Here is a 17,650-nt window from a genome sequence, read left to right as displayed (position 1 = left end):
TGGTCCGGTTGCCCGCCGGGGTGGTTTTCCGCAAGCGGCCCCGGCGGGCCCGGGTGGTGTCGTACACTCGCGCTGATCTGTCGTGATCACGGCTGGTAGTCGCGGGTGAACGCTGCGCGCCGGGCTGTTGTTCGTGCCGGGTCGCCGTTCGCGCCGAGGTGTCGGTGCGGGCTGGTCGCGGGAGTGGGTCTCGTGCGGTGGGGGTTGCGGTGGCGGATTTTCCGGGGCACTTGTTCTCGTTGGGTGGTTCGCCGGAGGCGATCGCGGGTTCGGCTCGGCGGTACGACCGGTTCGGCGGGTCGGCGTCGCATGCGGCGGAGCGGATCACGGGCATGGACACTGGTCAGTTCCAGGGTCCGGAGGCGGAGCAGTTCCGGGAGAAGATCGATTCGGAGTTGCCGCCGGATCTGCGGGTGACGGGCACGGCGTTCAGCCAGGTCGGCTCGGCGTTGTCCCGGTTTTCCTCGCGGTTGTCCGAGCTTCAGGGGCGGATGCGGCCGTTGGCGCAGCAGGCGCCTGGGTTGTGGGAGCAGCTCAAGGCCAGCGAGGGCCGTGTGGAGCGGGCGCGGTCCGCCGACCGGGCTCATGCGGACAAGGTCCGCGACGAACAAGCCCATGCTCCGGCGGGGCGTCCGCCACCGCCCGCAGCGCCGTATGAGTCGGACGCGGGGGATGCGTCGGCGGCGTTGTCGTCGGCTCGGGTGGCGTGGCAGGACTGCGTGGACAAGGCCAACGGTCTGCGCACGGAGATGACCGCTGCGGCCCGGGAGTGCACGAATCGCATCAACGAGGCCAAGGGGATGCGGTTCAAAGAGCCCCCGGCCAGCTACGACCTCATCGGCCAGGGACAGGACTTCATCCGCGAGAACAAGGACGTGCTCAAGGAGATCTCCTCGGCGCTGAAGGTCGTCTCGGGCGCGCTCGCGGTCGTGGGTCTGGTGTTGCAGGCGATCCCGGTGGTCGGCAACGCCGTCGGCGGCGCCTTCCTCATCGCCGCCGGCATCACCGGCGGCGCCGCCCTGGCCATCGACGCCGGTATCTACGCAGCCACCGGCGAAGGCAGTTTGACGTCGATCTTGGTGGATACGGCGTTAACGGTCATACCGTTCGGCCGAGTCGCCAAGCTCGGCGGAAAGCTGGTCGGCGCCGGCGGGAAACTGGCCAGTGCGGCGAAGGGCGCGGCTGCGGGAGCGGGCCGGCTCGGGCGGCAGCTGGGGGCGAAAGCCAAGTCGGTGATGCCGTGGGGGAAGAAGTCGTTCCGGATCGATCCGATCGATGTGGACAGCGGCCGGATGCTGCTGTCGCAGACCGACGTCGAGCTCGACGGTGTCCTGCCCCTGGTGCTGGGGCGCACGCACGTGTCGTCGCATCGGCACGGGTTGTTCTTCGGACCGAGCTGGTCGTCCACATTGGACCAGCGGGTGGAGGCCGACGACGACGGCGTGTACTTCGCCTCCGAAGACGGGCTGACGGTGCCGTATCCGCATCCCGGGCCGGGCGCGGCGGTGCTGCCGGTGGTGGGTCCTCGGTGGCCGCTGGAACGCTCGGACGACGGTGCTTATCTGATCACTGATCCGGATCGCGGTCGCACGCTGCGGTTCGTGCAGTACGACGCGTGCTGGCTGCTGTCCTCGATCACCGACCGCAACGGCAATCGGATCGAGGTCTCCTACGACGACACGGGCCTGCCGCAGGAGATCCGCCACAGCGGTGGCTACCGCATCCGCGTCGAGACCAAGGACCGTTTGGTCACGGGCCTGTACCTGTGCGACGCCGACAACGGTGCGGACGTGGCGCTGATGCGCTACGGCTACCGCGACGAGCGGCTGACCGAAGTGGTCAACGAGTCCGGGCAGCCGCTGCGGTTCGACTACGACGCCGCGGGCCAGATCACCGGGTGGACCGACCGCAACGGCGTGCAATACCGCTACACCTACGACGCCGAGGGCAGGTGCGTGCGCACCGACGGCTCGGACGGCTTCCTGAGCGGCACGATCACCTACGACACCGACCACGGCATCACCTACGTGACCGACTCGCTCGGACACCGCACCGCCTACCACCTCAACCACTCCGGCCAGGTCGTCCGGGAGGTCGACCCGCTCGGAGCCGAAACGGTCTCCGAGTGGGACGAGTTCGACCTGCTGCTGTCCCGCATCGACCCGCTGGGCCGCACGACCAGCTACGAGTACGACGAGCGCGGCAACCTGACCACGCTGCGCCGCCCGGACGGCGGCCTGGTCCGGCTCGATTACAACGAGCTGCGCCAGCCGATCATCGTGACCGCTCCGGATGGCACGGTCTCGCACCGGGAGTACGACGCCCGCGGCAACCTCGCGCGCACTGTGGATCCGGCGGGCGCGGCCACGACGTACGACTACGACGAGCGAGGGCGCCTGCTTCGCGTCACCGACGCGCTGGGCAACACTCGCCGCGTCGACACCGATGCCGCGGGCTTGCCGACCGCGATCACCGACCCGCTCGGCGCCACGACGCGCTATGAGCGGGACGCGTTCGGTCGAGTCACCGCGCTGTCGGACCCGGTCGGCGGGGTGACCCGCCTGGGCTGGACCGTTGATGGCAAACCCGCCTGGCGGACCCTGCCGGACGGGGCGACCGAGCGGTGGCTCTACGACGCCGAAGGCAACCTGCACACCCACATCGACCCGCTCGGGCAACGCACGAGCACCGAGGTGACCCATTTCGACCTGCCCGCGGCCGAAGTCCGCCCTGACGGCACGCGCTTGGCGTTCGGCTACGACACCGAACTACGCCTGACCAGCGTCACCAACGAGCAGGGCTTGGTGTGGCGTTACCAGTACGACGTGGCCGGAAATCTGGTCGCTGAGCACGACTTCAACGGTCGGACGCTGCGCTACCGCCACGACCCGGCAGGCCAACTCGTCGAGCGCACCAACGGCGCAGGCGAGACCACCACCTTCACCCGCGACCTGCTGGGCCAGGTCACCGAACGCCGCAACAGCGATGCCGTCGCCACCTTCTGCTACGACCAAGCCGGACGACTGCGCGAAGCCACCAACCCGCACGCGCGGGTGCTCTTCGACCGCGACCCGCTGGGCCGGGTGCTGGCCGAAACCATCAACGACCGCACCCTGACCTCCACCTATGACGCGCTGGGCCGTCGCACCCGGCGAGTGACTCCGTCCGGCGCGGCAAGCGACTGGGACTACGACCCGAACGGCAACCCGACCGCGCTGCACACCGCAGGCCGCACCCTCCACTTCGAACACGACGCAGCCGGGCGGGAGATCCAGCGCTCGCTCGGCGGCGAAGCGGTCCTGGCCCAGGAATGGGGTCTCAACGACCAGCTCATCTCCCAAGCTCTGACCGGTCGCGACGGTCGACGTACCCAGCAGCGTGCCTACAGCTACCGCGCCGACGGGTTCCTCTCCCGCATCGAGGACCAACTTGGCGGTACCCGTACCTTCGACCTCGACCAGGTCGGGCGCGTGACCACGGTCCACGGCTCCGGCTGGACCGAGCGCTACGCCTACGACGCGGCGGGCAACATCACCGAGGGGACGTGGCCGGCACCCACCGACTCGCCCGACTCCGAAGCGCTCGGCAACCGCGAGTACAACGGCACCCTCATCCGCCGCGCGGGCAAAGTCCGCTACGAGCACGACGCCCAAGGCCGCATGACCCTGCGCCAGCAAAAACGCCTCTCCGAAAAGCCCGCCACCTGGCACTACACCTGGGACGCCGACGACCGCATGACCGGCGTCACCACCCCCGACGGCACCCGCTGGCACTACCACTACGACCCGCTCGGCCGCCGCATCGCCAAGCACCGCCTCGACGCCGATGATGAGGTCGTGGAGCAGCTCGACTTCGCTTGGGACGGCTCCGCCCTGGCCGAGCAGACCCGCGCGGGCGGTGTTTCCGAAGACGCTGACCGTGGTGATGCTCGGGCCACGGTTTGGGACTACGCACCCGGTAGCTTCCGCCCGCTGACCCAGCGCGAACGCCCCCCACTGCGCGACGCCTCCCAGCCGTGGATCGACGAACAATTCCACGCCATCATCACCGACCTCGTCGGAACCCCCACCGAACTCATCAACGACCAAGGCGACATCGCCTGGACGCACCGCACCACACTGTGGGGACAGAACCTCGGCGAATCCCGCACCGGAACGTCCACCCCACTACGCTTCCCCGGCCAATACGCCGACCCCGAAACCGGCCTCAACTACAACTACTTCCGGCACTACGACCCGGATACCGGGCGCTACACTTCAACGGACCCGCTTGGACTCGACGCGGGACCCAACCCGCACGTTTATGTCGCCAACCCTTCCGGTCTGATCGATCCGCTAGGACTGCAGAGTTGTACCGGAATCGGCCTCGAACAAGCATCGAGCTTGGCGTTCAAAGCAGCCGAAAAGCCCCATGAAATATTTATCAAAAATAAGCATCTGTCAGATTTTGGCGGCCGGTACCGAAAGTTCGACACCACTGATCCGCAAGTCGCGCAGCAATGGGTCGCTGACGGGCTGAAAACACCGGACGCCATCTTCAAGCCAAATCAGGGCGATCCGGATTCGTTTCAGGTGTTCGCTGACTTGGGCAGGTCGATCGGCACCAAGGGCGAGTCCACTGTTAAGGTCCTTGTAAACTCCGACGGGGAAGTGTTCAATGCGTTCCCGGTGAAGAATATATGATGGTGCTCTCATGCGGATGTCGTTCCGGAACCTGAATGCCGAAGATCTCCGAACGGACAGATGGGCCGAAGTGTTGGTGCATGTAGAGGCTGAGTTTCATGTGGTTGATGCGGGCTGCGTGGTTTACTCCGAGCCGTACTTCCCGGTGGTGGATTTGGCACATGCACTTGCTCTGTGGTCGAGGAGCGGAGCGGACGACCGAGAAAACTTCGAGTTTGAGTCGATGTCGTTTGATGAGCGCGGGGCCGTACGGATCGAAAGGCTCGACGACAGGTGGCGCGTGGGATCTGCTTTCGAGCCCGACAAGTGGAGCGGGCTGCATACGCTGCGCGAGGTGGACGATTGCGTCAGCTTGTTCATCGAAGAGTTGCATTCAGCCGGCTTGCGTCAGTTGAACATGCGTTTGGAGCATTATATTTGATTTTGCGTCGTGCTTTTGATTCGCTTTCCGTGTCTGCGCAACCGATCGTCTCGAATCTCGCTTCGTAAGCGAACGCTAGGGAGCGAAAATTCGCTTGCCAATCTGACTCGGTCTTGCAGGCTGAAGTCGGTACCTGCGGATGATGCTGATGAAAGAGACAGGGGAGTCGCTTGGTGCATGTCAGTGTGGCGTGTTTGAGCGTCCGTGCTCGCGGTCCCGTCGGAGGTTCATAATGGTGGCCAGAGTGTTTCCGATGTGGCCCTCCAATGGACGGCTGATCGGTCTCAAGGACATTCTCCGGCTTGTTGGCGATAATTGCTGGGAGTGGCGGATTCATGATCTGGAGGGCACTGGTTCGTTGCCGTATGGCATGTCTTGGGACGAGTTCGACGAGAAGGTCGATGCAGTGCCCTACGTGCTGGCATGGTCCGACTTGGTGAACCTTGCCGACGGATTGGTTCAGGTGACGAACGGGGAGATCCGAGCTATTTGCGCAGGCGAGGAAACGGCGAGGATTGCAGCGTTCGATAGCAGCGAGTGGACGGTTGACCTTCGGGTGAATGAAGTTTGCGACTTCGAGGACCGACTTGATCGGCTGCTGGCAGATGCCGCGTAGGTGTATGCGAAATTGGTGGCTCGGAGTGTGTTGGGCGGCGTTAGGTGTTAGCGCGCTGACAACTGCGGGTCAGCACGAAGGTCGGCACCGGGAAACGGAAGTCGAAAGTGCCGGTGGGTACGCCCACGGCGTCCGGTCCGCAAAGAATACACGCGCCTACAGTTTCGTCAGCGCGTCGCCTTTGTGCATGGCGACGTGGGATGTTTTGTCGCTCTTGATCTCGTACTGCGGGTCGTCCGGGCTGCAGCGGCGCGTGTGGCCCTTGTATTCGACGTCTTCGGTGTGCTTCTCGATGATGACGCCCGAGACGTAGCCCGCTTCGGAATTCCATTCGACGTGGTCGCCGACTGAGAATCGGGGTGCCATCTCGACTCCTTCCCGCGTGATCCTGCAGCGAGTATGTGCGGGTCGACGCCGGTGTGCACGGCTGCGGTCAGCGTGGCCTGGCCTGCACCGCGAGCTGCTTGGCGGCGACCATGGTCTTGGCGTCGAAGAACTCGCCGCCGACCACGTCGATGTGCTGGTAGTGGTCGAACAGCCGGTTCAGCGCCACCTTCGCCTCCAGGCGGGCGAGTGGGGCGCCGATGCAGAAGTGAATTCCCTTGCCGAAGGACAGGTGCTTGTTCGGCTTGCGGTGGATGTCCACTGTGTCCGGTGCGTCGAAATGGCTCGCGTCGCGGTTGGCCGAGGCCAGCCACGGGAGAACCATGTAGTCCTGCGGGATCGGCACCCCGCCGATGGACAGCTCCCGCGTAGTGCGCCTGCCGACCATGGGGAACGGCGACCGATAGCGCAGGAACTCCTCGACGGCCTGCGGGATGAGCTCCCGGTCCGCGCGCAGTTGCCCGGCGATCTCGGGGTGCTCGTTCATGATCTGGATGCTGTTGCCCAGCAGCGCGGTGGTGGTGATGTGGCCCGCGATGAGCAGCAGTCCGGCGAACCCGATGATCTCTCCGTCGGTCAGCGCCCGTCCATCCGCCTCCGCCGCGGTGAGTTGACTGGTCAGATCGTCGACAGGGGCCGCGCGGCGAGCGCGGATGTGCCCGAGCAGGTACTCGTTCAGTTCCCGCATGGTCGGCTCGACCTGTGCGCGGGTGCGCTCCAGCTGCTCTTGGCTGAAGTCCCCGGCCTGCTGGGACAGCAGCGTGTCCGCCCATTTCCGGAACAGCGGGCGGTCGTCGGTCGGGATGCCCAGCAGCTCCGCGATCACGATCACCGGTAACGGGTAGGCCAGCGCGTCGACCAGGTCGAACTCGGTGCCCGCTGCCGCGAGCAGTCCGTCGGTGACCTCGGTGATCCGCGGTTGCAGCCCCGCGATCACCTTGGGGGTGAACGCCCTGCTGACGAGCCCGCGCAGCCGGTCGTGCCGCGGAGGGTCGAGGTTGATGAAGTTGCCTTCGGCGAAGACGTCGCCCTGCGTGCTCCGGGGCGCGAGCTCGTTGAGATCGGAGGAGAAGTCGCCGGTCTCGGTCAGCGCGGTGTAGACCTCCGGATAGCCGAACAGCTGCACGGTGCGGTTGTCGTGATCGACCTGCACCGCGGCTTCCTCCCGCGCGGAGCGCAACCACTCGTGCAGACCTTCGAAGGTGGTGGACGGCCTGGTCATGTCGGTCACTTCTTTCCGGTCGGGTGGTGGACGGACGTCGATGCATTGTCCTCGCACCCAGGGGGGTCGCATCAGTCTTAGGCCAGCACTAGGCTGCACAACCTATAGGTTTCGTCCATCTAGCCGAGAACTCAGGTTGTGACTGATCGACAGCTGCCGCAGTGGGTCTCCAGCATCCGCGAACCCGTGTGGCACATCCCCGTGTCGGGCGGTGAAGTCCCGCATGCGCACTGCGGGTGCGAGGTGCACGGCCCGGTCCACGCCCTTCGTGCCGAGATGCCGCCCGACGACGGCCGCCGCATCTGTCAGGTCTGTGCGGCCCGGGCCGGTCTCGCTTCGCTCGACTACCTGCCGACGCGGCGTCGACCGGCCTTCATCCGGGCATTGAGCGTCGCCGACCCACAACACTGAGCTCGGACGGCCGCGAACCCACCGGCGGTCCGAGCGGCGCGTAACGTCCGAGGCGCCCGGGTAGGCCCGGTGCATGACATCCACCCACTGCTCGTGCGGCTCCGGCCGAGGGACGGCCGGAGCCGTCGGTTTCGGTGTGGCCCTCGGGGTGGTGACCACGGTCGGCATCACGCTCGGCCGCAAGGCGGCGACGCTGGCCAAGATCGGCAAGGGGCATTCCGCGAAGCATCGGGCCCTCGACCTGGCGGCGGGCGTGCTGCAGCCGAAGTATCCGCTGGAGGCGATGAGCACCTACCTCAACGGCTTCCACATGTACGCCGATGAAATGGGCAGGCAGGTGCAGGCGTCGCACTTCTGCGTCCACCTGCGCCACGACCTGCACCAGTGCGTCATCTTCGACCGCAACGCGCCCGATGCCCGGCTGATCGGTATCGAGTACATCATCGGCGAGGACCGCTTCCGCGAACTGCCCGAAGACGAGAAGCGGCTGTGGCACAGCCACGACTACGAGGTCAAGTCCGGCATCCTGGCCGCTCCGGGAATTCCGGACATCGCGGAGAAAACCTACTTCGAAGATCTGGTCAGAACCTACGGGAAGACGTTCCACACCTGGCAGTACGATCGCGACGACTTCCCGTACGGGATTCCGCAATTGATGATGGCGTTCACCGCGGACGGGCAGGCCGACGAGGCGTCGATCCGCGACCGCGATCGCGCGCTCGGCATCTCCGCGCCCGGCAAGCGGCGCAACCGGGCCGACATCCCGACGCCGCAGGTGGCGCCGGGCGCGAACTCCTGGGAAAGCGGCCGGAGCGTGCAGACCCGGCTCGACGAGGTCGACTTCGAGCGGTAGTGCGGACGAGCCGCCGGGTTTAGCCGAAGGTGCACCGGGAAGGCCGTTGGGGAGTGCACGGTCTGCTTGAGGAGGAATCGATGCCACGACAGACCTCTCGGCGGCAACGCCGCAATCCGCGCGAACAGGAGTGGAGCGACAAGGCCGACCGCCAGTACGAGCACGTTGAAGCTTCCCAGGAGCAGCGCGGCGCCAGCCGCGGTCGTGCCGAGGAAATCGCGGCGCGCACGGTGAACAAGCAGCGCGCCCGCAGCGGTGAGGCGAGCCGGCAGAGCAAGACCTCGATGGAGGACATCCCCGCTCCGCGTCGCGGCGGGATCCGCTCCGGCAACCGGTACGGCCCCGGCGGGCGCACCAAGGCCCAGCTCTACGCCGACGCCAAGGCGCGTGGCATCAAGGGCCGCTCGAAGATGACCAAGGCCCAGCTCGAAGAGCAGCTCGCGCGGGCGTGAAGTTCGTGGGAGAAGTCGCCGCGCGGACTCCTTCCGGGCCGCGCGGTACCGCTGGTTAGACCGAAGGACCGCGCGATAAACGTGGGTCCACATGCTCGCCGGGCTGGCAGTGCAAACCGAAATACCGGCTGGACGCCGGATTCCTTGAGTAGCGGCTCATCCGGACGAAATGAGATTCCCGGCCGGGAACAGCACGAACTTGCCGGTCCAACGGTTCTGGTATCTCGGTGACGACGAATCGGCCTAACCGGCCCTGCGCATTGCGGACGAGTTTCCGCTGGCCACGACACCGACCGCACCGGCGCCGGCGGCGGGTTTCGGCCGATGTGGTCCGGGTATCGCGATACTGAATGACGACTGTCGTCTCGGGCGATACGGGGTGCTGACATGGCGGAGTTGGTCTCCGACTACCTACTGCGTCGGTTGCGGGAGTGGGGCGTCGAGAAGGTTTTCTCGTACGCCGGTGACGGGATCAACGGGATCCTCGCCGCGTGGCAGCGCGCGGGCGACGATCCCCGGTTCATCCAGGCGCGGCACGAGGAACTGGCCGCCTTCGAGGCCGTCGGCTACGCGAAGTTCTCCGGGGAGACCGGGGTGTGCATCGCTACCGGAGGGCCCGGTGCGGTGCACCTGCTCAACGGCCTCTACGACGCGAAGCTCGACCACGTTCCCGTCGTGGCGATCGTGGGTCAGCAGGGCAGCACCTCGCTGGGCGGTTCCTACCAGCAGGAGATCGACCTGAAGTCGCTGTACAAGGACGTGGCCAGCGAGTACGTCCAAGAGGTGACGGCGCCGCAGCAGCTGCCGAACGTGCTGGACCGGGCGATGCGCACGGCTCGCGCCCGGCGCACCGTGACCGCTGTGATCATTCCCGGGGACATCCAGGACCTGGAGTACACCGCTCCGTCGCACGCGTTCAAGATGGTGCCCTCCAGCCTCGGCCTGTCGGACTCGGTCGTGACACCGGGGCGAGCCGACCTCGACCACGCCGCCGAGATCCTCAACTCCGGCGAGCGGGTGGCCATGATGATCGGTCAGGGCGCGCACGGCGCCGTCGACGAGGTGGTCGAGGTGGCCGACGTGCTGGGTGCCGGTGTCGCGAAGGCGTTGCTGGGCAAGGACGTGCTCTCGGACGAGCTGCCGTACGTCACCGGAGCGTCCGGGCTGCTGGGCACCCGGCCGTCCTGGGAGTTGATGCGGGACTGCGACACGCTGCTGATGGTGGGCGCGAGCTTCCCCTACAGCCAGTTCCTGCCCGAGTACGGCCAGGCCAGGGCGGTGCAGATCGACATCGACCCGACCATGATCGGGATGCGCTATCCCTTCGAGGTGAACCTGCTAGGAGACGCGCGAGCGACGCTGCGCGAGCTGCTCGCGCGGTTGCACCGCAAGCAGGACCGCTCCTGGCGCGAGCAGGTCGAGGGCACCGTGCGCAGCTGGCGCAACGTCATGGAACGGCGGGCGGGCGTCGAAGCCGACCCGATCAACCCGGAGCGGGTCTTCCACGAACTCTCCCCGCTGCTGCCGGACGACTCCATCCTGACCTCGGATTCGGGCTCTGCGGCGAACTGGTACGCCCGGCACCTGATGATCCGCGGCGACATGCGCGCCTCGCTGTCGGGCACGTTGGCGACCATGGGCCCGGGCGCTCCCTACGCGACCGGAGCCAAGTTCGCGCATCCCGATCGCCCGGTGTTCGCACTGGTCGGCGACGGGGCGATGCAGATGAACGGGATCAACGAGCTGATCACCATCGCGCACTACTGGCGGGACTGGGACGACCCGCGGGTGATCGTCGGGGTGCTCAACAACCGCGACCTCAACCAGGTCACCTGGGAGCTGCGAGCGATGAGCGGTTCGCCGCAGTTCCTGCCTTCCCAGCGGTTGCCGGACTTCGACTACGCCAAGTACGCCGAGAGCCTGGGGCTGCGCGGGATCAAGGTCGACGAGCCCGGCGACATCGAGGGCGCGTGGCGACGTGCGCTGCAAGCCGACCGGCCTTGCCTGGTCGAGTTCGTCACCGACCCGGCCGTGCCGCCGATCCCGCCGCAGGCGAACTGGGACCAGATGGAGAACGTCGCTTCGGCGCTGCTCAAGGGCGATCCCGAGGCGTGGTCGGTGGTCGCGGAAGGCGCCAAGTCCAAGGCCCAGGAGATCATGCCGGGCCGTTCGAGCGGGCGCTGAGCGAGCGGACGCGCGGTGCGCGGTCGCGCACCGCGCCGCCGGAGACCGCGCACGGCCTCGAGGTCTTGGGGCCGAGGAGGCGAAATGGTAGCGACCGGACTACCCGGCGTGCCGCGGGTCGACGTCACGGCACTGGAAGATGCGCTGCGGACCACTGTGGACGCCGAGGTCCGGTTCGACGCGGGCTCGCGGGGCGCTTACTCGACCGACGGGTCGAATTACCGGCAGGTCCCGATCGGTGTGGTCGTCCCGCGGTCGGTCGAGGCCGGAGCGCAGGCGGTGCGCGTGTGCCGGGAGCACGACGCGCCCGTGCTCTCCCGCGGCGGCGGCACGAGCCTCGGCGGGCAATGCGCGAACGTCGCGATCGTGATCGACTGGACGAAGTACTGCAACGGCGTGGTTTCGGTCGATCCGTCCGGATATAGCTGCGTGGTCGAGCCCGGCATCGTTTACGACGAGCTCAACCGCGCCCTCGGGCCGCACCGGGAGAAGTTCGGGCCCGCGCCGGCGACGCACAGCCACTGCACGATCGGCGGCATGATCGGCAACAACTCGTGCGGCGCGAGCGCCCAGAAGTACGGCAAGACCGTCGACAACGTCCGGCGGCTGGAGATCCTGACCTACGACGGGTTGCGGTGCTGGGTGGGTCCGCTGACCGAGCGCGAACTCGAGGCCGTCATCGCCGAAGGAGGCCGGCGGGGCGAGCTGCACCGGCGGCTCCGGGACGTCCGCGACCGCTACCGGAACGAGATTCTGCAGCGATATCCGGACATTCCGCGCCGGGTGTCCGGGTACAACCTCGACTCGCTGGTGACCGGGGACGGCTTCAACGTCGCCGCGCTGCTGGTGGGCAGCGAGGGAACGCTCGCGACGGTGCTGCACGCCGAGATCGACCTGGTCCCGACCGTGCCGTGCACCGCGATGCTCGTGCTCGGCTACGCCGATGTCGCCGCCGCTGCCGATCACGTGCCGACGCTGCTGTCGCTCAGCGACCCGTTGCAGCTCGAAGCGGTCGGTGGCGAGCTGACGCATTTCATCCGCGAACAAGGGATGTTCCCCGGATCGCTCGCGTCGCTGCCGGAAGGATCGAGCTGGCTGTTCGTCCAAACAGGAGGGAACTCCGCGGACGAGGCCGACCGGCAGGTGACGCGCGTGCTGGAGGGAATCGGCAAGTCCACTGAGGACGCCGACGTCGCGGTCTCCGACGATCCCGAGCGCGAGTCGCAGATGCTCAAGGCCCGGGAGGCCGGGCTCGGTGCCACCGCGAACCCGCCGGACATGCCGGAAAGCTGGGAAGGCTGGGAGGATTCCGCGGTCCATCCCGAGCGGCTGGGCGACTACCTGCGCGATCTGCTCGCGCTGTTCCGCGAGTTCGACTACGAGCGCCCCGCGCTGTACGGCCACTTCGGACACGGATGCGTGCACATCCGCATCCCGTTCCGGCTCAAGAGCGGGCCGGGCGTGGCCCACTTCCGCGAGTTCGTGCGGCGGGCCTCGCACCTGGTCGTGTCCTACGGCGGGTCGTTGTCCGGGGAGCACGGTGACGGCCAGGCCCGCGGCGAGATGCTCAGCATCATGTTCGGCGATCCGGTGGTGCGGGCGTTCGCCGAAGTCAAGAACATCTTCGACCCGGCCAACCGGATGAACCCGGGCAAGGTCATCGCGCCGTACCGGGTGGACGAGAACCTCCGCCTCGGGCCGGATTACCGGCCCGAGCACTCCTCGACGTTCCTCGGATATCCCGATGACGACGCGAGTTTCCACCAGGCGGTGATGCGTTGCGTCGGGATCGGCAACTGCCGCAGCACGACGGGCGGCGTGATGTGCCCGTCGTACCGGGCCACCGGCGAAGAGGAGCATTCCACGCGCGGGCGCGCGCGGTTGCTCTTCGAGATGATGCAGGGCCACAGCGATTCGCCGATCAGCGACGGGTGGCGTTCCGAGGCCGTCAATGACTCGCTCGACCTGTGCCTGGCCTGCAAGGGGTGCAAGTCGGACTGCCCGACCGGTGTCGACATGGCCAGCTACAAGGCGGAGTTCCTCGCGCAGCACTACCGGCACCGGCCACGTCCGGCCGTGCACTACTCGCTGGGCTGGCTTCCCGCGCTGGCACAGGCCGCGCAATGGGCGCCCGGACCGGTCAACGCCGCCTTGCACGCACCCGGTGCGGCCCGGCTCGGCAAACGGCTCGCGGGCGTGACGCCGGAACGGGAAGCACCTCGGTTCGCCAGGGCGTGCTTCCAGCAGCAGTGGCGCCACCGGGACTCCGCCGAGCCGCGCCCCGGTGATTCCGACGCGGTGGTGCTGTGGCCGGACACCTTCACCAACCACTTCGAGCCGTGGATCGCGCGGGCGGCGGTGGGAGTGCTGGAGAGCGCGGGATTCCGCGTGGCGGTGCCGACGAAGCCGGTCTGCTGCGGCTTGACGTGGATCTCGACCGGTCAGCTGGACACGGCCCGGCGGGTGCTGCGACGCACCCTCCGGCTGCTGCGCCCTTGGCTCGAGGCAGGAACACCCGTGGTCGGGCTGGAACCGTCCTGCACCGCGGTTTTCCGTTCCGACACCCGCGAAATCCTGCCGCACGACGAAGACGCGCAACGGCTGCGGTCCCAATACAGCACGCTCGCCGAAGCGTTGCGCGCGCACGCCTCGCAGGACTGGCGACCGCCCGAGGTCGGTGCGAGCGCGGTCGTGCAACCGCACTGCCACCAGCACGCGGTGCTCGGATTCGCCGCGGATACCGCGATTCTGCAGCGGGCGTCCGTCGACGCGAACGTGCTCGACTCCGGTTGTTGCGGCCTGGCCGGGAACTTCGGGTACGAGCAGGGGCACTACGACGTGTCGATGGCGTGCGCGGAGCACTCCCTGCTGCCCACCTTGCGCGAGACCGATGCGGACACGCTGGTGCTGGCCGACGGGTTCAGCTGCCGGACGCAGATCGCACACGGCGGCAACCGGCGGGCGTTGCATCTCGCCGAGGTCCTCAGCGGCGAGTCAACTCCTCGATGAGCTGATCAGGCGGTGTTCTGCGCGACGTCACCGCCGACCGGGCTCAGCACCGCGACCAGGAATCCGGAGTCCCGGGCGAGCGGGCGCAAGTCCCAAGTGGACAACTTGAGGTCGGTGCCGAGCCCCGCTGCCGCGGCGTCGGCGAAGAACTCGTCGAAGTCGTATCCCCGGCCCGCCCCGAATCCGACCGCGAGCCGCCCTTCGGCCGTGAGGTGTTCGCGGAAGTTCGCCAGGACGGCGCCACGCGTTCCCGGCGCCAGGAACGGCAGCACGTTCCCGGCGCACACGATCACGTCGAACGGCGCGGTGATGCCGTGCCCGCGCAGCTCGAGTTCGGACAGGTCGCCGACGATCCAGCGCGGCCCGGGATGGTCCTGCTCGGCAGCCGCGATCAGCGCGGCGTCGACGTCGACCCCGACGACGTCGTGACCGGCCGCGGCCAGCGCGGCTCCGACCCGGCCGGGTCCGCAACCCGCGTCGAGGATGCGCGCGCCGCGCGGGGCCATGGCGTCGACCAGGCGCGCTTCACCGGCGAGGTCGTTGCCCGCGCGAGCCATGCCGCGGAGCCGGTCGATGTACCAGGCGGAGTGCCCGGGGTCGGCGGCGACCTTCTGCATCCAAAGACTTTGCTCGGCCATGACTCCATTGTCCTGCACCTGGACCGAGGTCCGTTGCTGCGGTCGCGCGCGAGGCGCCGGCCCCCGCTCAGGTCAGCTTGATCTGCCGGTTGACGTCCTTGTAGAGCAGGTACCGGAACTTGCCCGGTCCGCCCGCGTAGCAAGCCTGCGGGCAGAAGGCGCGCAGCCACATGAAGTCTCCCGCCTCCACCTCCACCCAGTCGCCGTTGAGCCGGTACACGGCCTTGCCTTCGAGCACGTAGATCCCGTGCTCCATCACGTGCGTCTCGGTGAACGGGATGACCGCGCCCGGCTCGAAGGTGACGATGTTGACGTGCATGTCGTGGGCGAGGTCGTCCGGGTCCACGAACCGCGTCGTGGCCCATGCTCCGTTGGTGTCGGGCATCGGCGTGGGCTGGATGTCCTGCTCCTGGACCGCGAACGCCGCGGGCGCGTAGCCCTCGAGCGGTTCGTAGGCCTTGCGGACCCACTGGAAGCTGGCTCGCTCGCCGGAATCGTTGGCCACCGACCAGTCGGCCCCGGCCGGGATGTAGGCGTATCCACCGGGGGTGAGGTCGTGCCGGGCTCCCTCGATGACCAGCCGCAGCTCGCCGCCGAGCACGAACACGACGGATTCGACGCCGCGCTCCGGTTCCGGCCGGGTGCTGCCGCCTCCCGGCGACACCTCGACGACGTACTGCGCGAACGTCGTCGAGAACCCTTGGATCGGCTTGGCGAGGATCCACGCCCGAGTGCCGTTCCACCCGGGAAGGTTGCTGGTGACGATGTCGCGCAGCACGCCGCGCGGGATGACCGTGTACGCCTCGGTGACCAGTGCGCGGTCGGTGAGCATGGTGGATTGGGACGGCAGGCCGCCCTCGGGGGCGAAGTAGGTCGGCTGGCTCAAGTGATCCCTTCCTCGCTGGGGGCGGATGCGGCCGCGGAACACGGGATACGTTCACGTATACACAACGGGCGCCGGACGAGGATAGGCAAAAGCAGCCGACTGCGGAAGGCGTCACGCGTCGAACGCCGATGAGCGCGCAGCGCGTCCGCGGAGTCGCCGAGCCGGTTTCGGCGGCGCTGTTGACGGCGATCAGGACGGTCGCTACGGTCTTCCGCATCCCAGCCGTATACTTCCATATTGCGGAAGTTCACATCGCTCGGTGTCGTAGTGCCGCCGATCGCTCCGTCGTGCCCCGCGCGCCTCGTCGCCCGGAGTCGCATGGACCGCGAGAGCGTCGCCCGATCCTGACTCAGCGGAGAGTCCAAATGCGTCGAATGACCGCCGCCCCGGGGGCAGCGCAGAACTCGGAGGCGGCTCGATGACCGCCACCGACAACGAAGCGAGCTGCACCCCGAGTCCCCGGTTGTACAGCTACGACCTGGCCCCGACCAAGAAGGACGGGCGCCGCTGGGGCGCGTACAACGTCTTCACGCTCTGGGCCAACGACGTGCACAGCCTCGGCAACTACGCGTTCGCGATCGGGCTGTTCGCACTCGGGCTGAACGTGTGGGGAATCCTGGCCGCGTTCCTGCTCGCCTCGGTGCTGCTGTTCCTGCTGCTGACGCTGTCCGGCTACATGGGGCACAAGGCCGGTGTGCCGTTCCCGGTCATGAGCCGCATCGCGTTCGGGACGAAGGGTGCGCAGATCCCGGCCGCGGTCCGCGGAATCGTCGCCATCGCCTGGTTCGGCATCCAGACCTACCTCGCGTCCTCGGTGCTCAACACCCTCCTGGTGGCGATGTTCCCCGCACTGCGGAAGCTGGAAGCGCACACGGTGCTGGGGCTGTCGCTGCTCGGCTGGCTCACCTTCCTCGTGCTCTGGCTCGTCCAAGTGCTCATCGTCAGCTACGGGATGCACGTGATCCGCAGGTACATGGCGGTCGCGGCACCGACGACGCTGATCACGATGTTCGGCCTGGCGGTGTGGATGTTCGCCCGCGCGGACTGGTCCATTTCGCCGTCCACCGCCGAGCCGCTCACCGGGGCGGCGATGTGGCTGCAGGTCCTGCAGGGCGCCGCGCTCTGGGTCGTGATCTACGGGACGTTCGTGCTGAACTTCTGCGACTTCACGCGCTCGGCCAAGAGCCGCCGCTCGATCGTGGGTGGCAACCTGGTCGGCATCCCGGTGAACATGCTCTTCTTCGCCACCATCGTCGTGGTCCTCAGCGGAGCGCAGTTCAAGCTGAACGGGCGGGTGATCACCAGCCCCGCCGACATCGTCCAGACGATTCCGAACACGTTCCTGCTGGCGGCCGCGTCGGTCGCGCTGGTGCTGCTGACGATCGCGGTGAACCTGCTCGCCAACTTCGTCGCGCCGATCTACGTGCTGGTGAACCTTTTCCCGCGGCGGCTGAACTTCCGCCGGGCAGGGCTGGTGAGCGCCGTCATCGGCATCGTCATCCTGCCTTGGAACCTCTACGACAACCCGGTGGTGGTGAACTACTTCCTCGGCGGCCTCGGCGCGCTGCTCGGACCGCTGTTCGGCGTGATCATGGCGGACTACTGGCTGCTGCGCAGGACCCGGGTGAACGTCCCGGACCTCTACACCGAGCAAGCCCAGGGCGAGTACCACTACCGGCGCGGATACAACCCGAAGGCGGTGTGGGCGTTCGTCCCGTCCGCGGCGATCGCCGTCGTGCTCGCGCTGGTGCCCGCCTTCGGCGCCGCATCCGGGTTCTCGTGGTTCATCGGTGCGGCGCTCGGGGCCGTCATCTACGCCGCCATCGGTGACCGCGATCCTGACGGGCGGGACGTGGACGGCGAGTCGATCGCCGTCGCGGCCGAGTGAGCGG

General features: G+C 67.6%; 12 protein-coding genes. 8 read left to right on the top strand and 4 right to left on the bottom strand.

Annotated features, from left to right (window positions below; all coding sequences use genetic code 11):
* Nucleotides 1-158 precede the first annotated feature (158 nt).
* The 3 genes from V1457_RS27645 (at nt 159) to V1457_RS27635 (ending at nt 5,719) form a co-directional block, all read left to right on the top strand.
* Nucleotides 159-4,682, top strand: coding sequence for an RHS repeat-associated core domain-containing protein (locus tag V1457_RS27645; protein ID WP_338597943.1), 4,524 nt, complete (start codon nt 159-161; stop codon nt 4,680-4,682).
* Between the two features lie 10 nt (nt 4,683-4,692).
* On the top strand, nt 4,693-5,103 hold the full coding sequence (locus V1457_RS27640) for a hypothetical protein (RefSeq protein WP_338597941.1): 411 nt from the start codon (nt 4,693-4,695) through the stop codon (nt 5,101-5,103).
* A 232-nt stretch (nt 5,104-5,335) separates the two neighbouring features.
* Nucleotides 5,336-5,719 (top strand): hypothetical protein, encoded by a 384-nt coding sequence (locus V1457_RS27635; protein ID WP_338597939.1) that lies wholly within the window; start codon nt 5,336-5,338, stop codon nt 5,717-5,719.
* Nucleotides 5,720-5,875: 156 nt separating this feature from the next.
* On the opposite strand, the gene V1457_RS27630 is transcribed toward V1457_RS27635, so the two are convergent.
* Together V1457_RS27630 and V1457_RS27625 are read right to left on the bottom strand one after the other, a co-directional pair.
* Nucleotides 5,876-6,085, bottom strand: coding sequence for a DUF2945 domain-containing protein (locus tag V1457_RS27630; protein WP_338597938.1), 210 nt, complete (start codon nt 6,083-6,085; stop codon nt 5,876-5,878).
* A 67-nt stretch (nt 6,086-6,152) separates the two neighbouring features.
* Nucleotides 6,153-7,325: a cytochrome P450 gene (locus tag V1457_RS27625; protein ID WP_200071734.1), complete on the bottom strand. Its 1,173-nt coding sequence runs from the start codon at nt 7,323-7,325 to the stop codon at nt 6,153-6,155.
* 484 nt (nt 7,326-7,809) lie between these two features.
* Here V1457_RS27625 and V1457_RS27620 point away from each other — a divergent pair, with 484 nt between their 5' ends.
* From V1457_RS27620 to V1457_RS27605, 4 genes are all read left to right on the top strand, one after another.
* The gene (locus V1457_RS27620) at nt 7,810-8,589 is read left to right on the top strand and encodes an OBAP family protein (RefSeq protein ID WP_338597937.1); all 780 of its coding nucleotides are present in this window, start codon (nt 7,810-7,812) and stop codon (nt 8,587-8,589) included.
* A gap of 80 nt (nt 8,590-8,669) precedes the next feature.
* Nucleotides 8,670-9,041, top strand: coding sequence for a plasmid stabilization protein (locus tag V1457_RS27615; protein WP_200071732.1), 372 nt, complete (start codon nt 8,670-8,672; stop codon nt 9,039-9,041).
* Between the two features lie 387 nt (nt 9,042-9,428).
* Complete coding sequence (locus V1457_RS27610; RefSeq protein WP_200071731.1) at nt 9,429-11,225, top strand: thiamine pyrophosphate-requiring protein; 1,797 nt, start codon at nt 9,429-9,431, stop codon at nt 11,223-11,225.
* 84 nt (nt 11,226-11,309) lie between these two features.
* Nucleotides 11,310-14,234 carry an FAD-linked oxidase C-terminal domain-containing protein gene (locus tag V1457_RS27605; RefSeq protein WP_338597934.1) on the top strand — a complete coding sequence of 975 codons (2,925 nt, stop codon included), beginning with the start codon at nt 11,310-11,312 and terminating at the stop codon, nt 14,232-14,234.
* Nucleotides 14,235-14,239: 5 nt separating this feature from the next.
* Here the strand turns inward: V1457_RS27605 and V1457_RS27600 are convergent, their stop codons facing one another.
* Together V1457_RS27600 and V1457_RS27595 are read right to left on the bottom strand one after the other, a co-directional pair.
* Nucleotides 14,240-14,872, bottom strand: coding sequence for a class I SAM-dependent methyltransferase (locus tag V1457_RS27600; RefSeq protein WP_338597932.1), 633 nt, complete (start codon nt 14,870-14,872; stop codon nt 14,240-14,242).
* Between the two features lie 67 nt (nt 14,873-14,939).
* Nucleotides 14,940-15,758, bottom strand: coding sequence for a bifunctional allantoicase/(S)-ureidoglycine aminohydrolase (locus V1457_RS27595; protein ID WP_338597931.1), 819 nt, complete (start codon nt 15,756-15,758; stop codon nt 14,940-14,942).
* Nucleotides 15,759-16,176: 418 nt separating this feature from the next.
* On the opposite strand from V1457_RS27595, the gene V1457_RS27590 reads away from it, so the two are divergent.
* Nucleotides 16,177-17,646, top strand: coding sequence for an NCS1 family nucleobase:cation symporter-1 (locus tag V1457_RS27590; RefSeq protein ID WP_338597929.1), 1,470 nt, complete (start codon nt 16,177-16,179; stop codon nt 17,644-17,646).
* Nucleotides 17,647-17,650 lie beyond the last annotated feature (4 nt).

It is taken from the genome of Saccharopolyspora sp. SCSIO 74807 (assembly GCF_037023755.1).
Lineage (GTDB): Bacteria > Actinomycetota > Actinomycetes > Mycobacteriales > Pseudonocardiaceae > Saccharopolyspora_C > Saccharopolyspora_C galaxeae.
The sequence above is the reverse complement of the archived record's forward strand: the minus strand, read 5'-3'. Positions and strand labels throughout refer to the sequence as shown.